We start from the raw sequence: 16,556 nt of genomic DNA on the forward strand, positions 1-16,556 counted from the left end.
GACAATATGACCCGGCATCGAGACAATGAGGCAGGGATCCCGGCCGGTGCCAACTGGAGGAATTCATGACCGAACGCTTCATCGCTTTCGAAGGCGTGCGTAAATCCTATGACGGCGTCAGCTATGTCGTGCGCGGCCTGGATCTCGACGTCGCCAAGGGCGAATTTCTGACCCTGCTGGGCCCTTCCGGATCCGGCAAGACGACAACGCTGATGATGCTGGCCGGCTTCGAGGCTCCGAGCAGCGGGACCATCACCCTTGCCGACAACAGGATCGACAGCGTTCCGCCGCATCGGCGCAATATCGGCGTGGTCTTCCAGAATTACGCCCTCTTCCCGCATATGACGGTCGGAGAGAACATCGCCTTTCCACTGAAGATGCGCCGACTCGGCAAAGCGGAGATTACCGAGCGGGTTCGCCGCGCACTTGACATGGTGCGCATGGCGAGTTTCGAAACGCGACGGCCCAACCAGCTTTCAGGCGGACAGCAGCAGCGCATTGCGCTCGCCCGCGCGCTGGTCTTCGAGCCGCAGCTGGTTCTGATGGACGAGCCGCTGGGCGCGCTTGACAAACAGTTGCGCGAACATATGCAGCTGGAGATCAAGCATCTGCACGCCCGCCTCGGCATCAATGTCGTCTACGTCACCCACGATCAGGGCGAGGCGCTAACCATGTCGGATCGGGTCGGCGTGTTCAATGATGGCATTCTGCAGCAGATCGCGGCCCCGCATGCGCTCTACGAAACGCCGGCCAATCCCTTCGTCGCAACCTTTATCGGTGAGAACAATGCCATATCGGGCGAAGTCGTCGCGATCGACAATAGCCTCTGCCGGATCCGCGCACCTGACGGCTCCATCATCATCGGCCAGGCCGGAGAAGGCTTGAAGGAAGGCACGCGGGCAACCCTCGTCCTGCGGCCGGAGCGGATCCAGCTGGCGCCGGCGGCAGACCTTGCGAACCGTTTCACCGCCATGCTCAAGGAAATCATCTATCACGGCGACCATGTGCGCTTACGTGTCGCCGCCTGCGGCTGCGACGACGTCTTCATCAAGGTCGCCGCCGCGCAGGATATTCCGGTTCGCTCGCTCGGTTCGACCGCCATCATCGGTTGGGCGTCGGAGGACTGCCGGGCACTCGCGCTCTCCTGAACAGGTGCTCATTCTTTCGTAAACGCAGCAACAAAAAGGGGAACCACCATGATGCGTTTAAACTGCATGCTTCTCAGTTCCGTCATCGCTCTTGCGACCGCCGGAGCCGCATTTGCCGAGGACAGGCTGACCGTCACATCCTGGGGCGGCGCCTATACGAAGAGCCAGGAAGAGGCCTTCTTCAAGCCTTTCGCCAAGGAGACCGGCACCAAGATCCTCCAGGATGAATGGGACGGCTCGACCGCCAAACTCAAAGGCATGGTCGAAACCGGCCAGGTCACCTGGGATGTCGTCGACGTCGAACCCAGCCATGCGCTGCAAGGTTGCGACGAAGGCTGGCTTGAGACGATCGACTATTCGAAGCTCGGCGGCAAGGACGCCTTCATCGACGGCGCGGCGATGGATTGTGCGGTCGCGACCATCGTTTTCGGCACCATCTATGCCTATGACGCCGGCAAATTCCCGAACGGTGGGCCGACGACGATGGCCGATCTCTTCGACACAGCCAAATTTCCGGGGCCGCGCGCCTTGCGCAAATCGCCGAAGACCACGCTGGAATTCGCTTTGATCGCCGACGGGGTCAAACCTTCGGAGGTCTACGACGTACTCGCAACGCCGGAAGGTGTCGACCGCGCCTTCAAGAAGCTCGACACGATCAAGAAGGATGTGAAGGTCTGGTGGACCGCCGGCGCACAGCCGCCGCAGCTTCTTGCCGATGGCGAAGTGGTGATGACGACGGCCTGGAACGGCCGCATCTATGACGCCGTCAAGAACAGCGGCAAGAACTTCAAGATCGTCTGGGATGGCCAGGGCATGGACTTCAATCTCTGGGCCGAGCCGAAAGGCTCGAAGAACAAGGAGCTGGCGGACAAGTTCGTCGCCTTCACCGTCAATCCCGACGTGATGGCGCAGCAGTCGAAATACATCTCCTATGGCCCGACCCTGAAGGCGGCCATCGCCAAGGTTCCGCCGGACATTCTCGCCGATCTGCCGACAGCACCGGAGAATACGAAGAACGCGTTCGTCGTCTCCTCCGAGTTCTGGGCCGACCATGACGAGGAGTTGACCGAACGCTTCAACAAGTGGCTCGCACAGTAACCTCGTCGGGCGGGCGAGTGTCCCCCGGCTTCGTCCGCCCCTTTCTCTACCGCAAAAAGGCATGAGCGATGGTGACCGCGACAATGAATGAAGGCGACGAGGCTACGGTTGCCGCCCGCATGCGGGTGAAGAGCCTTGGCAGTGCGAAAAGCAAGGCGCAATTGAAAGCGCTGTTGCTGATCGCTCCCCTGTTGATCTTCCTACTGCTCGTCTTCGTCCTCCCAATCGCCCTGTTGTTGACGCGCGCCGTCGACAACAGGGCGGCCTCCGCCGCCCTGCCCTACACGATGTCGGCTCTGTCAGCCTGGGACGAGCAGTTGCCGCCCGACGAGGCGCTATTTGCCGCCTTTGCCGCCGATCTCAAACAATCGCCCCGCGATCGGATCGCCGAGGTTGCCAAGCGTCTCAATTATTACGAGACGGGCATGCGCTCGATGCTGTTGAAAACCGCCCGCACCATCCGCGACGCACAGCCGCCCTACAAGCCCGCTTTCGTCGCCATCGATCCGAAGTGGGAGACCCCGCATTACTGGACGATCATCAAGAACGCCTCGCCGCCCTTCACCGATTATTACCTGCTCGCCTCGCTTGATCTCGAGCGCGACGCCTCAGGCGCCATCGGCAGGGTCTCTGCGGAGAATGCTGTACATGTCGATGTCCTGATCCGCACCTTCGTCGTCAGCGCGTCGGTGACCGTGATTTGTCTATTTCTCGGTTATCCCCTCGCCGCACTGATCGCCCGGTCGAAAGGGGCGGTTGCCAATACGCTGCTGATCCTGGTGCTTCTGCCGTTCTGGACTTCGCTGCTGGTCCGCACCAGCGCCTGGGTGGTGCTGCTGCAGGGGCGTGGCGTCATCAATTCGGCGCTGATCTGGCTGGGTCTGGTCGACCCGTCGCGGCCTCTCGACCTGATCTACAATCGCATCGGCGTGCTGATCGCCATGACCCATATTCTGCTGCCCTTCATGGTGCTGCCGATCTACAGCGTCATGAAGAGCATACCGACGGTCTATCTCCGAGCCGCCTCGTCGCTCGGCGCGCCGCCGGTCTCAGCCTTCTTCCGCGTCTACCTGCCGATGAGCATGCCCGGCGTCAGCGCCGGCGGCTTGCTCGTCTTCATCCTGGCGCTCGGCTACTACATCACGCCGGCGCTGGTCGGCGGGCCGGGAGACCAAATGGTCAGCTATTTCATCGCCTATTATTCCAACCAGGTCACCAATTGGGGCATGGCGGCGGCCTTGAGCACGATCCTTCTGGTGGCGGTGCTCATCCTCTACGCCGTCTACAATCGCATCGTCGGCATCGACAGGCTGAGGATCGGCTGATGACGAATTTCCTGTCTTTCCCGCGGTTGTTTTCGATCCTCCTGTGGCTGGCGGGCGGCCTGGTGATCCTGTTCCTGATCGCGCCGATCGTGGCGATCGTGCCACTCTCCTTCAACGCCGAGCCGTTCTTCACCTACCCGATGCCCGGCCTGTCGCTCAGGTGGTATCGCGAATTCTTCGATTCCAACGTCTGGCAGCTGGCGCTGAAGAACAGCATCATCGTCGCCGTCTTCGCCACTGTCCTTTCGACCTTTCTCGGCACGCTTGCCGCGATCGGCCTCAGCCGGCCCTCCTGCCCGGCGCGGGCAACGTTAACCGCCATTCTGATTTCCCCAATGATCGTGCCAGTCATCGTGTCGGCGGTCGGCATCTATTATGCCTTCGCCGCCGTCGGACTGCTCAACAGCCTGACTGGGCTGGTGCTGGCGCATACGGCGATCGGAGCGCCCTTCGTGGTGATCACCGTGACGGCGACACTCGCAAGCTTCGATCACAATCTGATGCGGGCGGCATCCAGTCTCGGCGCAACCCCTGTCGAGGCGACCTTGCGCATCATGCTGCCGGTCATTGCCCCGGGAGTGGCCTCCGGCGCCCTCTTCGCCTTCGTGACGTCGTTCGACGAAGTGGTGATTGCGCTCTTCATCGCCGGTTCCGAGGAACGCACGCTGCCGCGGCAGATGTGGAGCGGCGTGCGGGAAACGCTGAGCCCGACGATCGCCGCCGTCGCCTCTCTCCTCATCCTGTTTTCGACGCTGTTCCTCGCCACCATCCAATGGCTGCAGCGACGCGCCGAACGCCAGAAGATTGCGCACAGGGATTGATGAAGGAGGCGAGCATGCAGATCGAACGTTACGAGACCGGAAAACGGATGAGCCAGGCCGTGACCTATGGCAGCTTCGTCTTCCTCGCAGGCCAGGTCGCAGTCGACGCGCCCGGCGCGTCCATCCGCGAGCAGACGACCAATATCCTGACACGGATCACTCGACTCCTGGACGGCGTGGGCAGCAATCCGAAACGAATCCTCAGCGCGACGATCTGGCTTGCGGACATGTCGACGTTCGAAGACATGAATGCCGTCTGGGACGACTGGGTGCCATCCGGCCATGCGCCGGCGCGCGCCACCGTCGAGGCAAGACTTGCCGCGCCGCAATATTCCGTGGAAATCGGCATTATCGCAGCAGTCGGCAATTGAGCGCGGGACCCTGCCGGAAGCGCCTGCCTCGCAGTTCATATCGAATGTCCCGAGGGACGAGCGCGAAAGGCAAGCCGCAACGGCCAACCGTCTTCGGATAATTTCGTCCGCATGCTGACGAAAGACCATGAGTTGCAAAGCCGTGACACTCGTTAACAACCTTCGAAAGGGGCTGCGGGCAACTTGCCTTTGTATGATTTAGTCTTTAATGACGCCCCAATTTCCAAGGCGTAGGGACTGAACCGGCATGTCGCATCACCAGAGCAAAACATCCGAGCTTGGCGTCACGGCCGGCGATCTCGATCGCTATTTCACATTTCTCCGCCATGTTCTCGTGAATGCAGCCGCCTCGCGACCGGCTGACGAAAGCCTGGATTATGCAACTGCGGTGAGCGAGGCCATGCAACTCGCCCGTGCCACCCATGACGCCGGCCGGAAGATCATCTTCATCGGCAACGGCGGCAGTGCGGCCATTGCCAGCCATATGGCGACCGACTACTCCAAAAATGGTGGACTCCGCGCCATGGCGATGAACGACGGCGCAACGCTGACCTGCCTCTCGAACGACCTCGGCTATGAGAACGTCTTCGCAAAGCAGATCGAAATGCATGCGAATGAAGGAGATCTGCTGATTGCGATCAGCAGTTCAGGCCGATCGGAAAGCATTACCAAGGCCGTCCGCACCGCCCGCGAAAAAGGCGGCGCCGTCATCACCTTGAGCGGCTTCGCGCCGGGCAACCCGTTGCGCGCGCTCGGTGATCTGAATTTCTATGTTGCTTCCGATCAATATGGCTATGTGGAGATTGCCCATCTCGCGATCTGCCACGCCATATTGGATTTTTCCTGCGGCCTCGTCCCGCCCAGCCTCTCCTAAGAGCCGTATCACGCGCATGAATTTCTCCCACACCCACGATCCGGAATTGACGCTTCTGACGCCAGACGACGACGTCGCCGACCCGGAAGTAACCATCCTCGTTCCCTCGCTCAACGAGGAATTGACGATCGGAACCTTCGTCGATTGGTGCCGTCAGGGCATTGCGGCAAGCGGTGCGGCGGTGGAAATCCTCATCGTCGACAGTTCGACTGATCGCACGCCGGAAATCGCCCGTGAGAGGGGTGCGCGCGTGTTGCGGACGCCGAAGCGCGGCCTGGGCCGGGCCTACATCGATGCCATTCCCTTCGTCCGCGGCAAGTTCATCATCATGGGCGATGCGGACTGCACCTATGATTTTCGCCAGATCGCGCCGTTTATCGAAGCCTTCCGGAAAGGCTATGACTTCGTAATGGGCTCGCGGTTCAAGGGCTCGATCGAAGCCAATGCAATGCCGCCGCTGCACCGCTATTTCGGAACGCCCCTGACGACATGGATTCTCAATCGCATGTTCGCCAGCCGCTTTTCCGACATCCATTGCGGCATGCGGGGCATCAGCGTCGATGCCTTGCTCCGCATGGATCTTCGTTCGCAGGGTTGGGAATATGCCTCGGAAATGGTGCTGAAGTCCGTGCATATGGAGCTTGCCACCACCGAAGTGCCGATTCATTTCCTCAAGGATCCGGAAGGACGCCTCAGCCACATGAAGCGGCGGGGCTGGATGGAGCCATGGCGGGCAGGCTGGCGCAATCTGCAGGCCATGTTCGTCTATGGGTTCGATTTCTTTCTCGTCTGGCCAGGTCTCCTGCTTCTCGCCCTCGGCCTGATCATGATGCTGCCGTTGCTTGCCGGCCCCATGTCCATCGGCGGTGTGCGGTTCTCGTCCAACGCTATGCTGTTTGCCATGGCTATGGCCGTCCTTGGTCAATCAATGCTGGTTTCGGCGGCGATCGGTCGAGTGATTTTCGACTATTCGGGACATGTGCAGCCCCGTTTCGAGCGGCTTCTGCCTTACAATGCAACGATCTGGGGATCGGTTATCGCCGTTCTGGCAGGCGCATTGTTGGCGGTTCCGCTGTTCGATTCCTATGTCGACAACGGATACGTGCTGCCTGAGATCGGCATCGAGACAAACTGGGCCGTCTTCGGGGTTTGGCTTATCATCACGGCGTTCCAGATCTTTATATCAGGCCTCATGGTACGAGCCCTCGGCGTTATGTTGCCGATCAAGAAAGCTGCGCCGCCTCTCGCGGGATAGGAGCCACGAAAGGGGCGATCATGATCCTAGGCTGGTGCACGGTTCTTTCCATAATCTTATGGGGCCTCGTGATCGACCGAGGCATCGTTACCCGGCTCAACCGACATTGCGATCAACCCCTTCGAGATGGCGCCGACTTCCTATTCAGCGGTATTCTGCCGGCTCTGGCGATATCAGGCGGCGCGGCTACCGTCCTTGGCGCATTTCATGGGCTGCGATGGGAAATCGTTTTTCCTGTCGTGGTGGTCTCGATGATCTGGCGGCGGCGCGATCTCGTCGCCGTTCTCCGCGACCTGGGTTCGCTGCTTCGTAAAATTGCCGCTGAAACGAAAACCGGAAATCCGTTGCCGGCGCTTGCGGCCTTCACATGCATCATACTTTGCTATGTCTCGAGCGTTCTGGCCCTGTTTCCGTCTGGTATCGCCGATGTATGGGTTTTCCACGTTCCGCTGGCGAACAGCATCATCGATCACGCCGGCTTTGTGTCGCCGCAGATCGACCATCCGTTCTACGGCAATATTCCGCTCTTCTTCAATCTGTTGTTTGCGCTCGTCATGATGGTCAGCGGTCACTGGACCGGCGCCTCCGTCATGAATATCGCGATTTTCTTCGCGTTTCTGTTTCTTCTTTCAAGTTGCGCCAGCCGTTGGCGGGCATGCGGTTTTTTCCTGGTGGCCGCTCTGATCCTCAGCATCCCTTTCTTCAGGGGGAGCGTCGGCGAACCGATGACGGATCTGGCCCGGTCGTGTTTCTCGGTCGCAGCCGTGCTTTTCCTGTGGCGTTATCTGGAAACCCGGCGCCCGGCGGAGCTTTTCCATTGTGCGCTCGTGTTGGGGGGAGCGGTCGGCGGAAAATATACCGAACTGCAAATGGTGGGCCTCATAGGGCTGGCATTGCTGCCGACGCTTCTCAAGGGACGGGTATCGCTGCCGCTCTTTCTGTCATGCCTCTGCGCATTCCTCGCAGTGGCGGGCTACTGGTATGCGAGAAACCTGATCGTCCTCGGCAATCCGATCTATCCTTTCATGTTCGGTCATCCGGGCCTCACCGACGCTTGGATGGCAGATTACATGCTCGAATTGGGCCGGGCTTTCGATCCCGCCAACCGGCATTTCGTGACGAACCTCGCAACGCTGCAAGGCTGGCGCGATTTCCTCCATATTCTTTACCAGTGGTTTCTCGCGAGCAAGCCGAATGCTTTCGTCGCTCTCGCTTTGATACTGGCCGGCCTGGCAGTGGCTTTCCGGCGCATCGCATTCCTCGCAGCGATTACCGCTGCCATGTTTGTGATATGGTACACCGTTATGTTCAATCACATCAGGTGGGCGACGCCAGCCTATCTGCTCTTCTTTTCGACCGGGTTTATCGGCGCCTCGTTGGTTCGCGAACGGCTGGATGAATGGCTCGACCGACGGGTGCTGCCGCAGATCGCTCCCCTTGCGAAAATTGCCTCTTCGCCGGCATCTATGGTCGCCAGCCCGGTGGTCATCGGCTTGCTGGCCGGGGGACTCTGGATTTCCCACTGGCATCAGATGGGCGGCAGCGACATCGATCCCGTCAAGGCGAAAGAACTCGACGTCGTGCTTGGGATGATCAGCGTCGACACCTACATGGAGAGCCATCGCGAAGCCTATTTCATGTACCGCTATATCGCTGATCATGACCTCAGAACCGTTTTTCAACCTTTTGATACGGCCAATACATTATTGTCGACGGCTTATAACGACGGCCGCGATGGCGGCTGGCAATTGCCGCGCTACATGCTGCCTGCACCGGGTTCGGATATCGATGCTTTCATCAGGGACAATCATATAGGCTACTTCATCGTTCCGCCCGATGCCGGCAGCGCCTTCCTCGCCGAACGCATCGGAGAAGATAAAATAGCGGTGGCCAATAGCGTCATAGCCCGCATGATGCCCCGGGCCTCGCTGATATTGACGGATCGGTTCGGCTGGAAGCTCTACCGTTTCGACGCGGATCGGGCATCGTGACCACGCCGTCCTCCCGCGCATTGCTTCGCATCGGCATCCCGGTTCTGAAAGTGGCCGTCGCGCTTGGCCTCGTCATATGGATCGCGCTTAAGGTCGATTTCACAGAAGGCTGGGCGGGGGTCCGGACTCTGTCAGCGACGACCATCTGCGTCAGTGTCTTCCTTCTTCTCTTGCAGGCCCTGCTTTCGGCGTGGCGGTGGTGCCTTCTGTCGGAAATGATCGGACAGAGGCTGAAAATATCAGGCGCCATGAAACTCTTCATGCAAAGCCTCTTTTACAATCAGGCTCTTCCCAGCCCCATTCCAGGCGATGCCGCACGCATATTCGGCGCCCTCAAATACGGCCTGACGATCAAGGAAGCCACGCTTGGCGTCGTCATGGACCGTATCCTCACGCTGTTCGGGCTGGCGGTCGTTGCGCTGATCGGACTGATCATCATGCGCGCCTTTTACGGGCACGACTTCCCAATCCCCTATCTCACTGAACTGACGGCACTCGGCGTCGCGGGAACTATCGCATCGGCTCTGGTGTTCAGCTGGCGTCGCCATCTTTTCGTTCGGCTTCTTCCGGAAAAGCTGCACGCGCTGAACGAGGCGCTGGGGGCTTTTCTCGTCCACCGCAGAATGCTCGGAATATTTCTATTGACCCTCGTCATCCACGGCTTGGGTGTCGTCTCGCTTGAGATTCTCGTTCTTGGTCTTGGTCTCCCGCTCGATTGGGGTCAGGCCGCAGCCGCTTTCCCGCCAGTGCTGTTGATCGCCATGGTTCCCATTTCCGTTGGAGGATGGGGCCTGCGCGAAGGCGGCATGATCATTTCACTTGCCGTGTTCGGTATCGGCACGACGGACGCCGCGACGCTGTCGGTGGTTTTCGGCCTGTTGCAGCTTGTGGTCGGCTTGGCCGGTGGTGTATTCGTCCTTTCGCGTCCTCATTCGGGAAAGATCAAAGCGCTCTGACGAGCCTTAACAGATCATATATGGAGCTGCCGACATGCATGCCTTGGTAACAGGAGGGGCCGGATTTATCGGCAGCCATCTCTGCGATCGTCTCTTGGACTCGGGTTATCGGGTAACGGCAATCGACAATCTTCATCTTGGCCGGATGCGCAACATAGATCATCTCCAGGGCCGGGCGGATTTTCGCTTCCAGGAGCTTGATATGCTCGATCGGGAGGGCATGGATCAACTCTTTGCGGCGGATCGTCCTGATGCTGTTTTCCATCTCGCCGCCAATTCCGATATTGCCGCGGGCAATACCAATACGGAACTGGATCTACAGCTGAACCAACTGACGACGACGACGCTGCTTGCCATCATGCGCAAGCATGGTGTCGGCAGGCTTTTCTTTGCCAGCACCTCCGCGGTTTTCGGCGAAGCCGAAGGCAATATTCACGAGAACCACGGCCCCTTGCAGCCGATCTCGTTCTATGGCGCCAGCAAGCTTGCTGCGGAGGCCTATCTGTCCGTCTATGCTCTGTCATTCGGCATCAAGACGCTCGTGCTGCGCTTTCCCAATGTAGTTGGGGAGCGCTCAACGCACGGGGCAATCTACGACTTCATCAACAGGTTGAAGGCTGATCCAACGAGACTTCAGGTGCTCGGTAACGGAAGGCAGACGAAGCCCTATCTCTATGTCGGCGATCTGGTGGATGCGATTCTCCTCGCATGGGACAAGGCGCCAGGCGCCTATGAAGTATTTCATGCCAGCGGCATCGGCGAAACCTCCGTCCGGGATATTGCCGAGATCGTGGTCTCGAAGGTCGCGGCCGGAGCCGCTATCGAATATGGAAGCGAGGACCGCGGCTGGCTGGGCGACGTTCCGCGCTTCAGCTACGACATCAGCAAACTTATAGCGCTGGGTTGGTCGCCGAAGCGAAAGTCGACGGAAGCGGTTGGACTCGCCGTGGAGCGGATTCTGGCGAATGGGTTCTGACACCGCTATCCGCGAGGCAATCATTATTGCCGGAGGCCTTGGAACGCGCGCGCGCAGCATGACGGGCGATGCCATTCCGAAAGCCCTCCTGCCTATTGACGGCGTGCCGATCATTCTGAGGCAGATCCGCGTCCTCGCCCGCGAAGGCGTTCGGCATGTGCGCGTGCTCGGCGGCCACCTCGGCAGCCAGCTCGAGCCTGCTCTCGGCCCGGAAGCGGAAAGACTCGGCATTACAATCGAGGTCTTCGTGGAGACGTCACCGCTCGGCACGGCCGGCTGCCTGACGACTTTGGACACGATCGCCGACGATGTTCTGATCGTCTATGGCGACATGCTTTTCGATCTCGATCTGTCGGCGCTGGCGCGGCATCGTCAGCAATTTCCCGCCGCCCTGACGATCATCGCCCATCCCAACGATCATCCGCGCACATCCGACATCGTCGTTCAGAAGAACGGCTATCTCACGCGCCTCTTGGCTCGCAAGGCGCCACGCGATGCAGATTGGCGCAATCTGGTGCCGGCCGGCTTGTACGTGGCTTCCGGTCCGTTTTTCGACACGCTCCTGCCGGGCCAGCAGGCCGACATGATCCACGATGTCATTCCCGATCTTCTCGAGCGTTCCATTCCGGTCGCGATCTACGACACGCCCGAATATATGAAGGATACCGGATCTCCGAGCCGACATGCCGCCGCGGCCGAGGATCTTCGCCGGGACCGTGTCCATGCAATCCACTTGTCGGTCCGAAGACCCGCGGTGTTCTTCGATTGCGACGGCGTGCTCAACGAAGACGTCGGCGGCCATGGCGTCATTCATCCCGATCAGGTGACGTTGGTCGGCCGCGCCGGCCAAGCGGTACGGCTCGCCCGCGAGGCAGGCTTCCTCGCGGTCGCCGTAACGAACAGGCCGCAGGTTGCCAAAGGCCTGCTTGACGAGGCCGGCCTGGATCATGTTCTCGGTCGTCTGGAGGCCGAGCTGGCCGAAGACGGCGGCGTGCTGGATCGCATCTACTTTTGTCCGCATCATCCGGACAAAGGGTTCCCCAACGAGGTGCCCGAACTCAAGATCGATTGCGCTTGCCGCAAGCCCGGAGATCTGATGATCCGCCAAGCCATGGCGGGATTGCCGATCGAAAAAACGAGATCCGCCATCATTGGGGATAGCCTGCGCGATATCGGTGCGGGCCGCAAAGCCGGAATCTGGGCCTATGGCGTCCGGACCGGTTACGGCCTGCGGGACGATAGGAGCTATCCTGCCGCAGAAACAGGAATCCCCCGCGCCGACCTGGTCTTCGACACGGTCTATGATGCTGTACGCTTTCAATGCAGCTACCACGACATTGGGCAAGCTCTCTTCAACGCGATTGATGAGCGGCTTTCCAATGCGGCAGGCCCGCTGCTCGTAGGCATATGCGGTCGTTCACGCTCGGGGAAAAGCACGTCCGCGCATGCCGCACAACGTCTTCTCTCGGAAGCCGGGCGCAGCGTGCTGCGGGTGGAGCTCGACCGCTGGATACTGCCGCTCGAGCAACGCCGACCCGATATGAATGCGGAAGAACGCAACAGGGTGGAGCATTATCCCGAGATCGTCAGAATGTTGCGTCAATCCGGACGGGTCGAGGCACCGGGTTACGACGCGGCAAGCCGTGGCCAGTATGCATCTCCGATCCTCTACGATGCGCGTGATGCCGACGTGATCCTTCTGGACGGCATCTTTGCCGGACATGCGTCGATCCGCGAGGACGTCGATATGACTGTCCTCGTCGAAGCCTCACAGCAGGCGCTGCTGGAGCGCTTTCATAAGTTTTACGCCTGGAAGGGCCTAACGCCAGCGGCGGCCGAAGAGCTCTGGCAGTCGCGAATTCAGGAAGAGTGGCCGAGGATCGATCTGCAGCGCACGTCGGCCGATATCATCATCAATCTCGAGGAGGCACTCCTTTGATCGTTTCATCCGCACCTTTTCGGGTCAGTTTTGCCGGCGGCGGCTCGGATATAGCGTCCTATTACCGTCGTCAGGCGGGCGCGGTATTGTCCTGCGCGATCGCCAAGTACAGCTTCGTGATCGTGCACAACTATTTCAACGAAAACAAATATCACCTCAAATACACTCGCACCGAACTGGCCGACACGCTGGAGGACATTGCGCATCCGCTGCTGCGCGAGGCCTTGCGCATGCATCGGGTCGAGCCTGGCATCGAAGTCGCCTCCGTCGCCGACATTCCCTCCGGCACCGGTCTCGGCTCTTCCAGCTCCTTTTCCGTGGCGCTGATCAATGCGCTTTATGCCCACAGGTCGCGCTTCGCCTCCAAGGATCAGTTGGCGGAAGAAGCCTGCAAACTCGAAATCGACATCCTGAAGGAGCCGATCGGCAAACAGGACCAGTACGCAGCAGCGCATGGCGGCCTGAACTTTATCGAGTTCAATTCCAATGGCGGCGTGAATGTTCAGCCCGTTGTCCTCAGCTCCGAGAAGATGGCTGAGCTCGAGAGCAATATCCTCTTGTTTTTTACCGGAAGCCAGCGCGATACGCGTTCTGTGCTGTCGACGCAGGTGCAGGCGATGGAGACGAACGAGGACAAGTTCCGAACCGTCGAGCGCATGGTGCAACTGGCTTACGAAATGCGCGACATCCTGATGAGCGGCGATCTCGGCGCCTTCGGCGAAGCGCTTCACCGTGGATGGATGATGAAGCGATCGCTGACATCGCAGATCACCAACAGCACGATCGACGAGTTTTACGATGCCGCGCGTGCTGCCGGCGCGATTGGCGGCAAGCTGGCGGGTGCCGGCGGTGGGGGCTTCCTCGTCCTCTATTGCCCGAAAGATCGCCAGGCAAAGGTCCGGCAAGCGCTGTCGCAACTCAAGGAGATCGAGTTTCGTTTCGACTGGAGCGGCGCGCGCATCGCCTTTGCACAGTAGAGGGTGTGATGGCATCGCGTCTCATCATCACGGGTTCGACAGGCTATATCGGCGCAAGACTTGCGGCGACAGCGCGTGAGCGCGGCTTCGAGGTGATTGAATTCGGCCGGCGCTCCGGAGCGAAATGGCGCATCGGCGATGAGCCCGTCGCATCCGATCTGGAGGGGGCGGCCGCAGTCATCCATCTCGCGCATTCCTGGGCGACCGAGCCGGAGGCGGCTGAAGAAAACAACATCAATATATCAGGAACCGTTAAACTGGCCGAAGCGGCAAAAGCGGCCGGCGTGCAGCACTTCGTCTTTTCCTCCTCCACCTCGTCCCGGCGGGAAGCGCTCAACGTTTACGGACGCACCAAGTTCAGGATCGAACAGCACCTGGCCGCCAGCTCTGCAGCACCCATCGTTCGCATCGCGCGGATCGGGCTTGTCTACGGCGGCCCACGGGTTGCGATGTACGGCTTGATGGCGAAGTTGGCAGCCTTGAGTCCGCTGCTGCCGATGATAGGGCTCAGCCGAAAGGTCCAGCCGATTCATCTCGATGAGGTTGCTGCAGGCCTTTTGGCGCTGGCGACCCGGGAAGACTTGCAGCCGCAAACATTCGTGCTCGCGCAGGAAAAACCGGTCAGCTTCGCCGCCTGGCTCAGCATTCTTCGCCGCAGCCAGGGCAAGGGCAAGCTTCATTTCATACCGATCCCGCTGGGCTTCGCTCTCTTTGCCTGCCGGATGACCAAGCTTGTGCCGTTGATCCCGACCGTCGACCCGGAGCGCGTCCTGGGGCTCGCGGGCGCAGCACCGATGGAGAGCGCGGAAAGCCTTAGGCTGCTGAGCTTGAACCCGGCCGATCCGATGACGGTGTTGACGCGGGAGTTTGCCGAAACAGACCAGGAAGAATTGCACTGTGAGGCGAAGGCTCTGTTGCAATATCTCGGCATCACGCCGACGGAGGCGCAATTACAGCGGCTCGGCGAAGGGCTTCGGCGCGAAGGGCTGTCGCCGCTCGGCCTCTCCCCAATGCTGATCCGGCGTCCGTGCCTGCTCGCCCTCTTCGAGCCACCGGCCAATCGCACGCAGCATCGCTTGGCGCGCGCCCTCTATCTCGCAGATCTCGCGAGCGAGCCGGAAAGATATTCGGCCAAAAAGACCGGACTTTTCGGCGCCATGTTGGCCATCACCAGCGATCTCCTGCTGTTCCCGCTCCGCGCGCTTTTGGCGGGACGATACCGATGAAGACGCCCGATGCCGACTTCATCATCGTCGGCAGCGGCCCGGCAGGCGTCTCCGCTGCGTTTCCACTGATAGCGGCCGGGCGCCGCGTGCTGATGCTGGATGCCGGCACTGATGCCGGATCGGAGGATGAGAGCCGCAGCGCCCGTGTCTTGGGACGCAATCTGGAATCGCTGCGCGCCGACGATGGCAGTTCACCGAAACTGCAGACCCCGGTGGCCCGCGGAATCCTTGAACGGTTCCGGCGCGAGTCAGAGATCACAGGCGATCGTTTCACGCCGGTCGCCAGCCTCGCCCGCGGCGGTCTCTCCAATATATGGGGAGCGCAAATCAGCTATCTCGATGCAGCGGACATCTTGGGTTGGCCGATCGATATCGACCCGCTGCAGAGATCCTACGAACGTATATCGCAACGCATCGGGATCAGCACGAATGCCGATTTGACCTCAGAGGCCGACAGCGGATCCGTCCTGCCGCTTGGCGCTGCAGCCGCCCATGTCCTTCATCGGCACAAGGCCGCAAAGCCGGCGGATGGCTCGTTTCGGCTTTTTCCCGCCGTCAACGCCATCCTTTCGGAGGCGAGGCCCGGGCGGGCGGCCTGCGACTTGCGCGGCGACTGTCTCTACGGCTGCCCGAGCGGCGCGATCTATAACAGCAGGCAGGATCTGCTTGCATTGCAAAAGTCGCCGCATTTTCGGTTGCTCGACAACGTGCGGGCCATATCTCTGGCATCCAACGCGGGCTGGACGATCGGCACGGCCGACGGATCGTCATTCTCTGCGCCGAGGATCATTCTTGCCGCAGGCGTGCTTGGAACCGCCGCCCTGCTGGCGGACCTCCTGCCGATCGGCGAGCGAGGACTTCGCCTTTTGAACAGTCCGACACTCGCCATTCCTCTGCTCTCTCCGGCAAGATTGCTGCGCTCGGCGACGGCGACCCACAGCCTGGCGCAACTTGGATTGTCGCTGCGTTACGGCGAGCGCGCATCCGATTATGTGACGGGAGCGATCTACGAAGTCAGCTCGCTGCCGACGCAGAGCTTCGTCAACAGGATGCCGCTCGGCAGAAAGGCCGGGCGCGCTGCGTTCGAAACGATCGCCGGCAGCCTGCTGGTTGCGACGATCTATTATCCTGGCGACCAAAGCCGGAGCTACATCCATCGCGAAGTTACAGGAAAGGACATGACCGTCCGCGGCGGTTTTGCCGACGGTTTCGATATCCGCGCGAAGGATCTGAAAAGAAGGCTTCGCCGCGAGTGGAAACGATTGGGGCTCGTTCCGCTTCCGGGCGCATCGCTGGCGGAACCGGGGGTCGATGCGCATTTTGCCGGCACCCTGCCTATGGGCGCAGCGGGGCCGTTCGGTACCTCTGTAGACGGCGAATTGAACCTCCATCCGGGTCTTCACGTCGTCGACGGCTCGATTCTTCCCGAACTCTCCTCGAAATACATCACAATGACAATTATGGCGAATGCCGATCGTATTGCCCACCGCCTCGCCGAGATGGAAGCAAACCCGGCGCTCTGACGCCCATCTGCCTCTTTCAGGGTCCGCAATTGCGGCAAGGCATCGCCGGCCAAGATAGCAGCTGCTCGGGGAAGCA

General features: G+C 60.3%; 14 protein-coding genes. All 14 read left to right on the plus strand.

The window, feature by feature from the left end:
• The first annotated feature begins 65 nt into the window (after positions 1-65).
• A complete protein-coding gene (locus tag A7X77_RS22370; RefSeq protein ID WP_064685029.1) occupies positions 66-1,148 on the plus strand; it encodes an ABC transporter ATP-binding protein in 1,083 nt (360 codons plus the stop codon).
• 48 nt (positions 1,149-1,196) lie between these two features.
• The gene (locus A7X77_RS22375; RefSeq protein ID WP_064685030.1) at positions 1,197-2,246 is read left to right on the plus strand and encodes an ABC transporter substrate-binding protein; all 1,050 of its coding nucleotides are present in this window, start codon (positions 1,197-1,199) and stop codon (positions 2,244-2,246) included.
• A 68-nt stretch (positions 2,247-2,314) separates the two neighbouring features.
• Positions 2,315-3,571 carry an ABC transporter permease gene (locus A7X77_RS22380; RefSeq protein ID WP_064685031.1) on the plus strand — a complete coding sequence of 419 codons (1,257 nt, stop codon included), beginning with the start codon at positions 2,315-2,317 and terminating at the stop codon, positions 3,569-3,571.
• Positions 3,571-4,392: an ABC transporter permease gene (locus tag A7X77_RS22385; protein ID WP_064685032.1), complete on the plus strand. Its 822-nt coding sequence runs from the start codon at positions 3,571-3,573 to the stop codon at positions 4,390-4,392. The genes A7X77_RS22380 and A7X77_RS22385 overlap by 1 nt, the downstream gene beginning before the upstream one ends.
• A 14-nt stretch (positions 4,393-4,406) precedes the next feature.
• Positions 4,407-4,763: a RidA family protein gene (locus A7X77_RS22390; protein WP_064685153.1), complete on the plus strand. Its 357-nt coding sequence runs from the start codon at positions 4,407-4,409 to the stop codon at positions 4,761-4,763.
• A gap of 247 nt (positions 4,764-5,010) precedes the next feature.
• Positions 5,011-5,637, plus strand: a complete 627-nt coding sequence (locus tag A7X77_RS22395) for an SIS domain-containing protein (protein WP_010034483.1) — start codon at positions 5,011-5,013, stop codon at positions 5,635-5,637.
• 16 nt (positions 5,638-5,653) lie between these two features.
• On the plus strand, positions 5,654-6,892 hold the full coding sequence (locus tag A7X77_RS22400; RefSeq protein ID WP_064685033.1) for a glycosyltransferase family 2 protein: 1,239 nt from the start codon (positions 5,654-5,656) through the stop codon (positions 6,890-6,892).
• A 20-nt stretch (positions 6,893-6,912) separates the two neighbouring features.
• Positions 6,913-8,883, plus strand: a complete 1,971-nt coding sequence (locus tag A7X77_RS22405; RefSeq protein WP_064685034.1) for a hypothetical protein — start codon at positions 6,913-6,915, stop codon at positions 8,881-8,883.
• Complete coding sequence (locus A7X77_RS22410) at positions 8,880-9,839, plus strand: lysylphosphatidylglycerol synthase transmembrane domain-containing protein (protein WP_064685035.1); 960 nt, start codon at positions 8,880-8,882, stop codon at positions 9,837-9,839. The genes A7X77_RS22405 and A7X77_RS22410 overlap by 4 nt, the downstream gene beginning before the upstream one ends.
• 34 nt (positions 9,840-9,873) lie before the next feature.
• Positions 9,874-10,815 carry an NAD-dependent epimerase/dehydratase family protein gene (locus A7X77_RS22415; protein WP_064685036.1) on the plus strand — a complete coding sequence of 314 codons (942 nt, stop codon included), beginning with the start codon at positions 9,874-9,876 and terminating at the stop codon, positions 10,813-10,815.
• Positions 10,805-12,754: an HAD-IIIA family hydrolase gene (locus A7X77_RS22420; protein WP_064685037.1), complete on the plus strand. Its 1,950-nt coding sequence runs from the start codon at positions 10,805-10,807 to the stop codon at positions 12,752-12,754. Before A7X77_RS22415 ends, A7X77_RS22420 begins: the two co-directional genes overlap by 11 nt.
• On the plus strand, positions 12,751-13,731 hold the full coding sequence (locus tag A7X77_RS22425) for a GHMP kinase (protein ID WP_064685038.1): 981 nt from the start codon (positions 12,751-12,753) through the stop codon (positions 13,729-13,731). Before A7X77_RS22420 ends, A7X77_RS22425 begins: the two co-directional genes overlap by 4 nt.
• 8 nt (positions 13,732-13,739) lie before the next feature.
• Positions 13,740-14,957, plus strand: coding sequence for an NAD-dependent epimerase/dehydratase family protein (locus A7X77_RS22430; RefSeq protein WP_064685039.1), 1,218 nt, complete (start codon positions 13,740-13,742; stop codon positions 14,955-14,957).
• On the plus strand, positions 14,954-16,480 hold the full coding sequence (locus A7X77_RS22435; protein WP_064685040.1) for an FAD-dependent oxidoreductase: 1,527 nt from the start codon (positions 14,954-14,956) through the stop codon (positions 16,478-16,480). The genes A7X77_RS22430 and A7X77_RS22435 overlap by 4 nt, the downstream gene beginning before the upstream one ends.
• Positions 16,481-16,556: the final 76 nt, after the last annotated feature.

The sequence above is a fragment of the Rhizobium bangladeshense genome (genome assembly GCF_001662075.1).
Lineage (GTDB): Bacteria > Pseudomonadota > Alphaproteobacteria > Rhizobiales > Rhizobiaceae > Rhizobium > Rhizobium bangladeshense_B.

What these genes read in the sequence shown, in the direction of transcription:
- A7X77_RS22405 (WP_064685034.1), top strand. Translation starts at nt 6,913, where the DNA reads ATGATCCTAGGCTGGTGCACGGTTCTTTCCATAATCTTATGGGGCCTC.
- A7X77_RS22390 (WP_064685153.1), top strand. Translation starts at nt 4,407, where the DNA reads ATGCAGATCGAACGTTACGAGACCGGAAAACGGATGAGCCAGGCCGTG.
- A7X77_RS22400 (WP_064685033.1), top strand. Translation starts at nt 5,654, where the DNA reads ATGAATTTCTCCCACACCCACGATCCGGAATTGACGCTTCTGACGCCA.
- A7X77_RS22435 (WP_064685040.1), top strand. Translation starts at nt 14,954, where the DNA reads ATGAAGACGCCCGATGCCGACTTCATCATCGTCGGCAGCGGCCCGGCA.
- A7X77_RS22380 (WP_064685031.1), top strand. Translation starts at nt 2,315, where the DNA reads ATGGTGACCGCGACAATGAATGAAGGCGACGAGGCTACGGTTGCCGCC.
- A7X77_RS22385 (WP_064685032.1), top strand. Translation starts at nt 3,571, where the DNA reads ATGACGAATTTCCTGTCTTTCCCGCGGTTGTTTTCGATCCTCCTGTGG.
- A7X77_RS22375 (WP_064685030.1), top strand. Translation starts at nt 1,197, where the DNA reads ATGATGCGTTTAAACTGCATGCTTCTCAGTTCCGTCATCGCTCTTGCG.
- A7X77_RS22420 (WP_064685037.1), top strand. Translation starts at nt 10,805, where the DNA reads ATGGGTTCTGACACCGCTATCCGCGAGGCAATCATTATTGCCGGAGGC.
- A7X77_RS22370 (WP_064685029.1), top strand. Translation starts at nt 66, where the DNA reads ATGACCGAACGCTTCATCGCTTTCGAAGGCGTGCGTAAATCCTATGAC.
- A7X77_RS22430 (WP_064685039.1), top strand. Translation starts at nt 13,740, where the DNA reads ATGGCATCGCGTCTCATCATCACGGGTTCGACAGGCTATATCGGCGCA.
- A7X77_RS22395 (WP_010034483.1), top strand. Translation starts at nt 5,011, where the DNA reads ATGTCGCATCACCAGAGCAAAACATCCGAGCTTGGCGTCACGGCCGGC.
- A7X77_RS22415 (WP_064685036.1), top strand. Translation starts at nt 9,874, where the DNA reads ATGCATGCCTTGGTAACAGGAGGGGCCGGATTTATCGGCAGCCATCTC.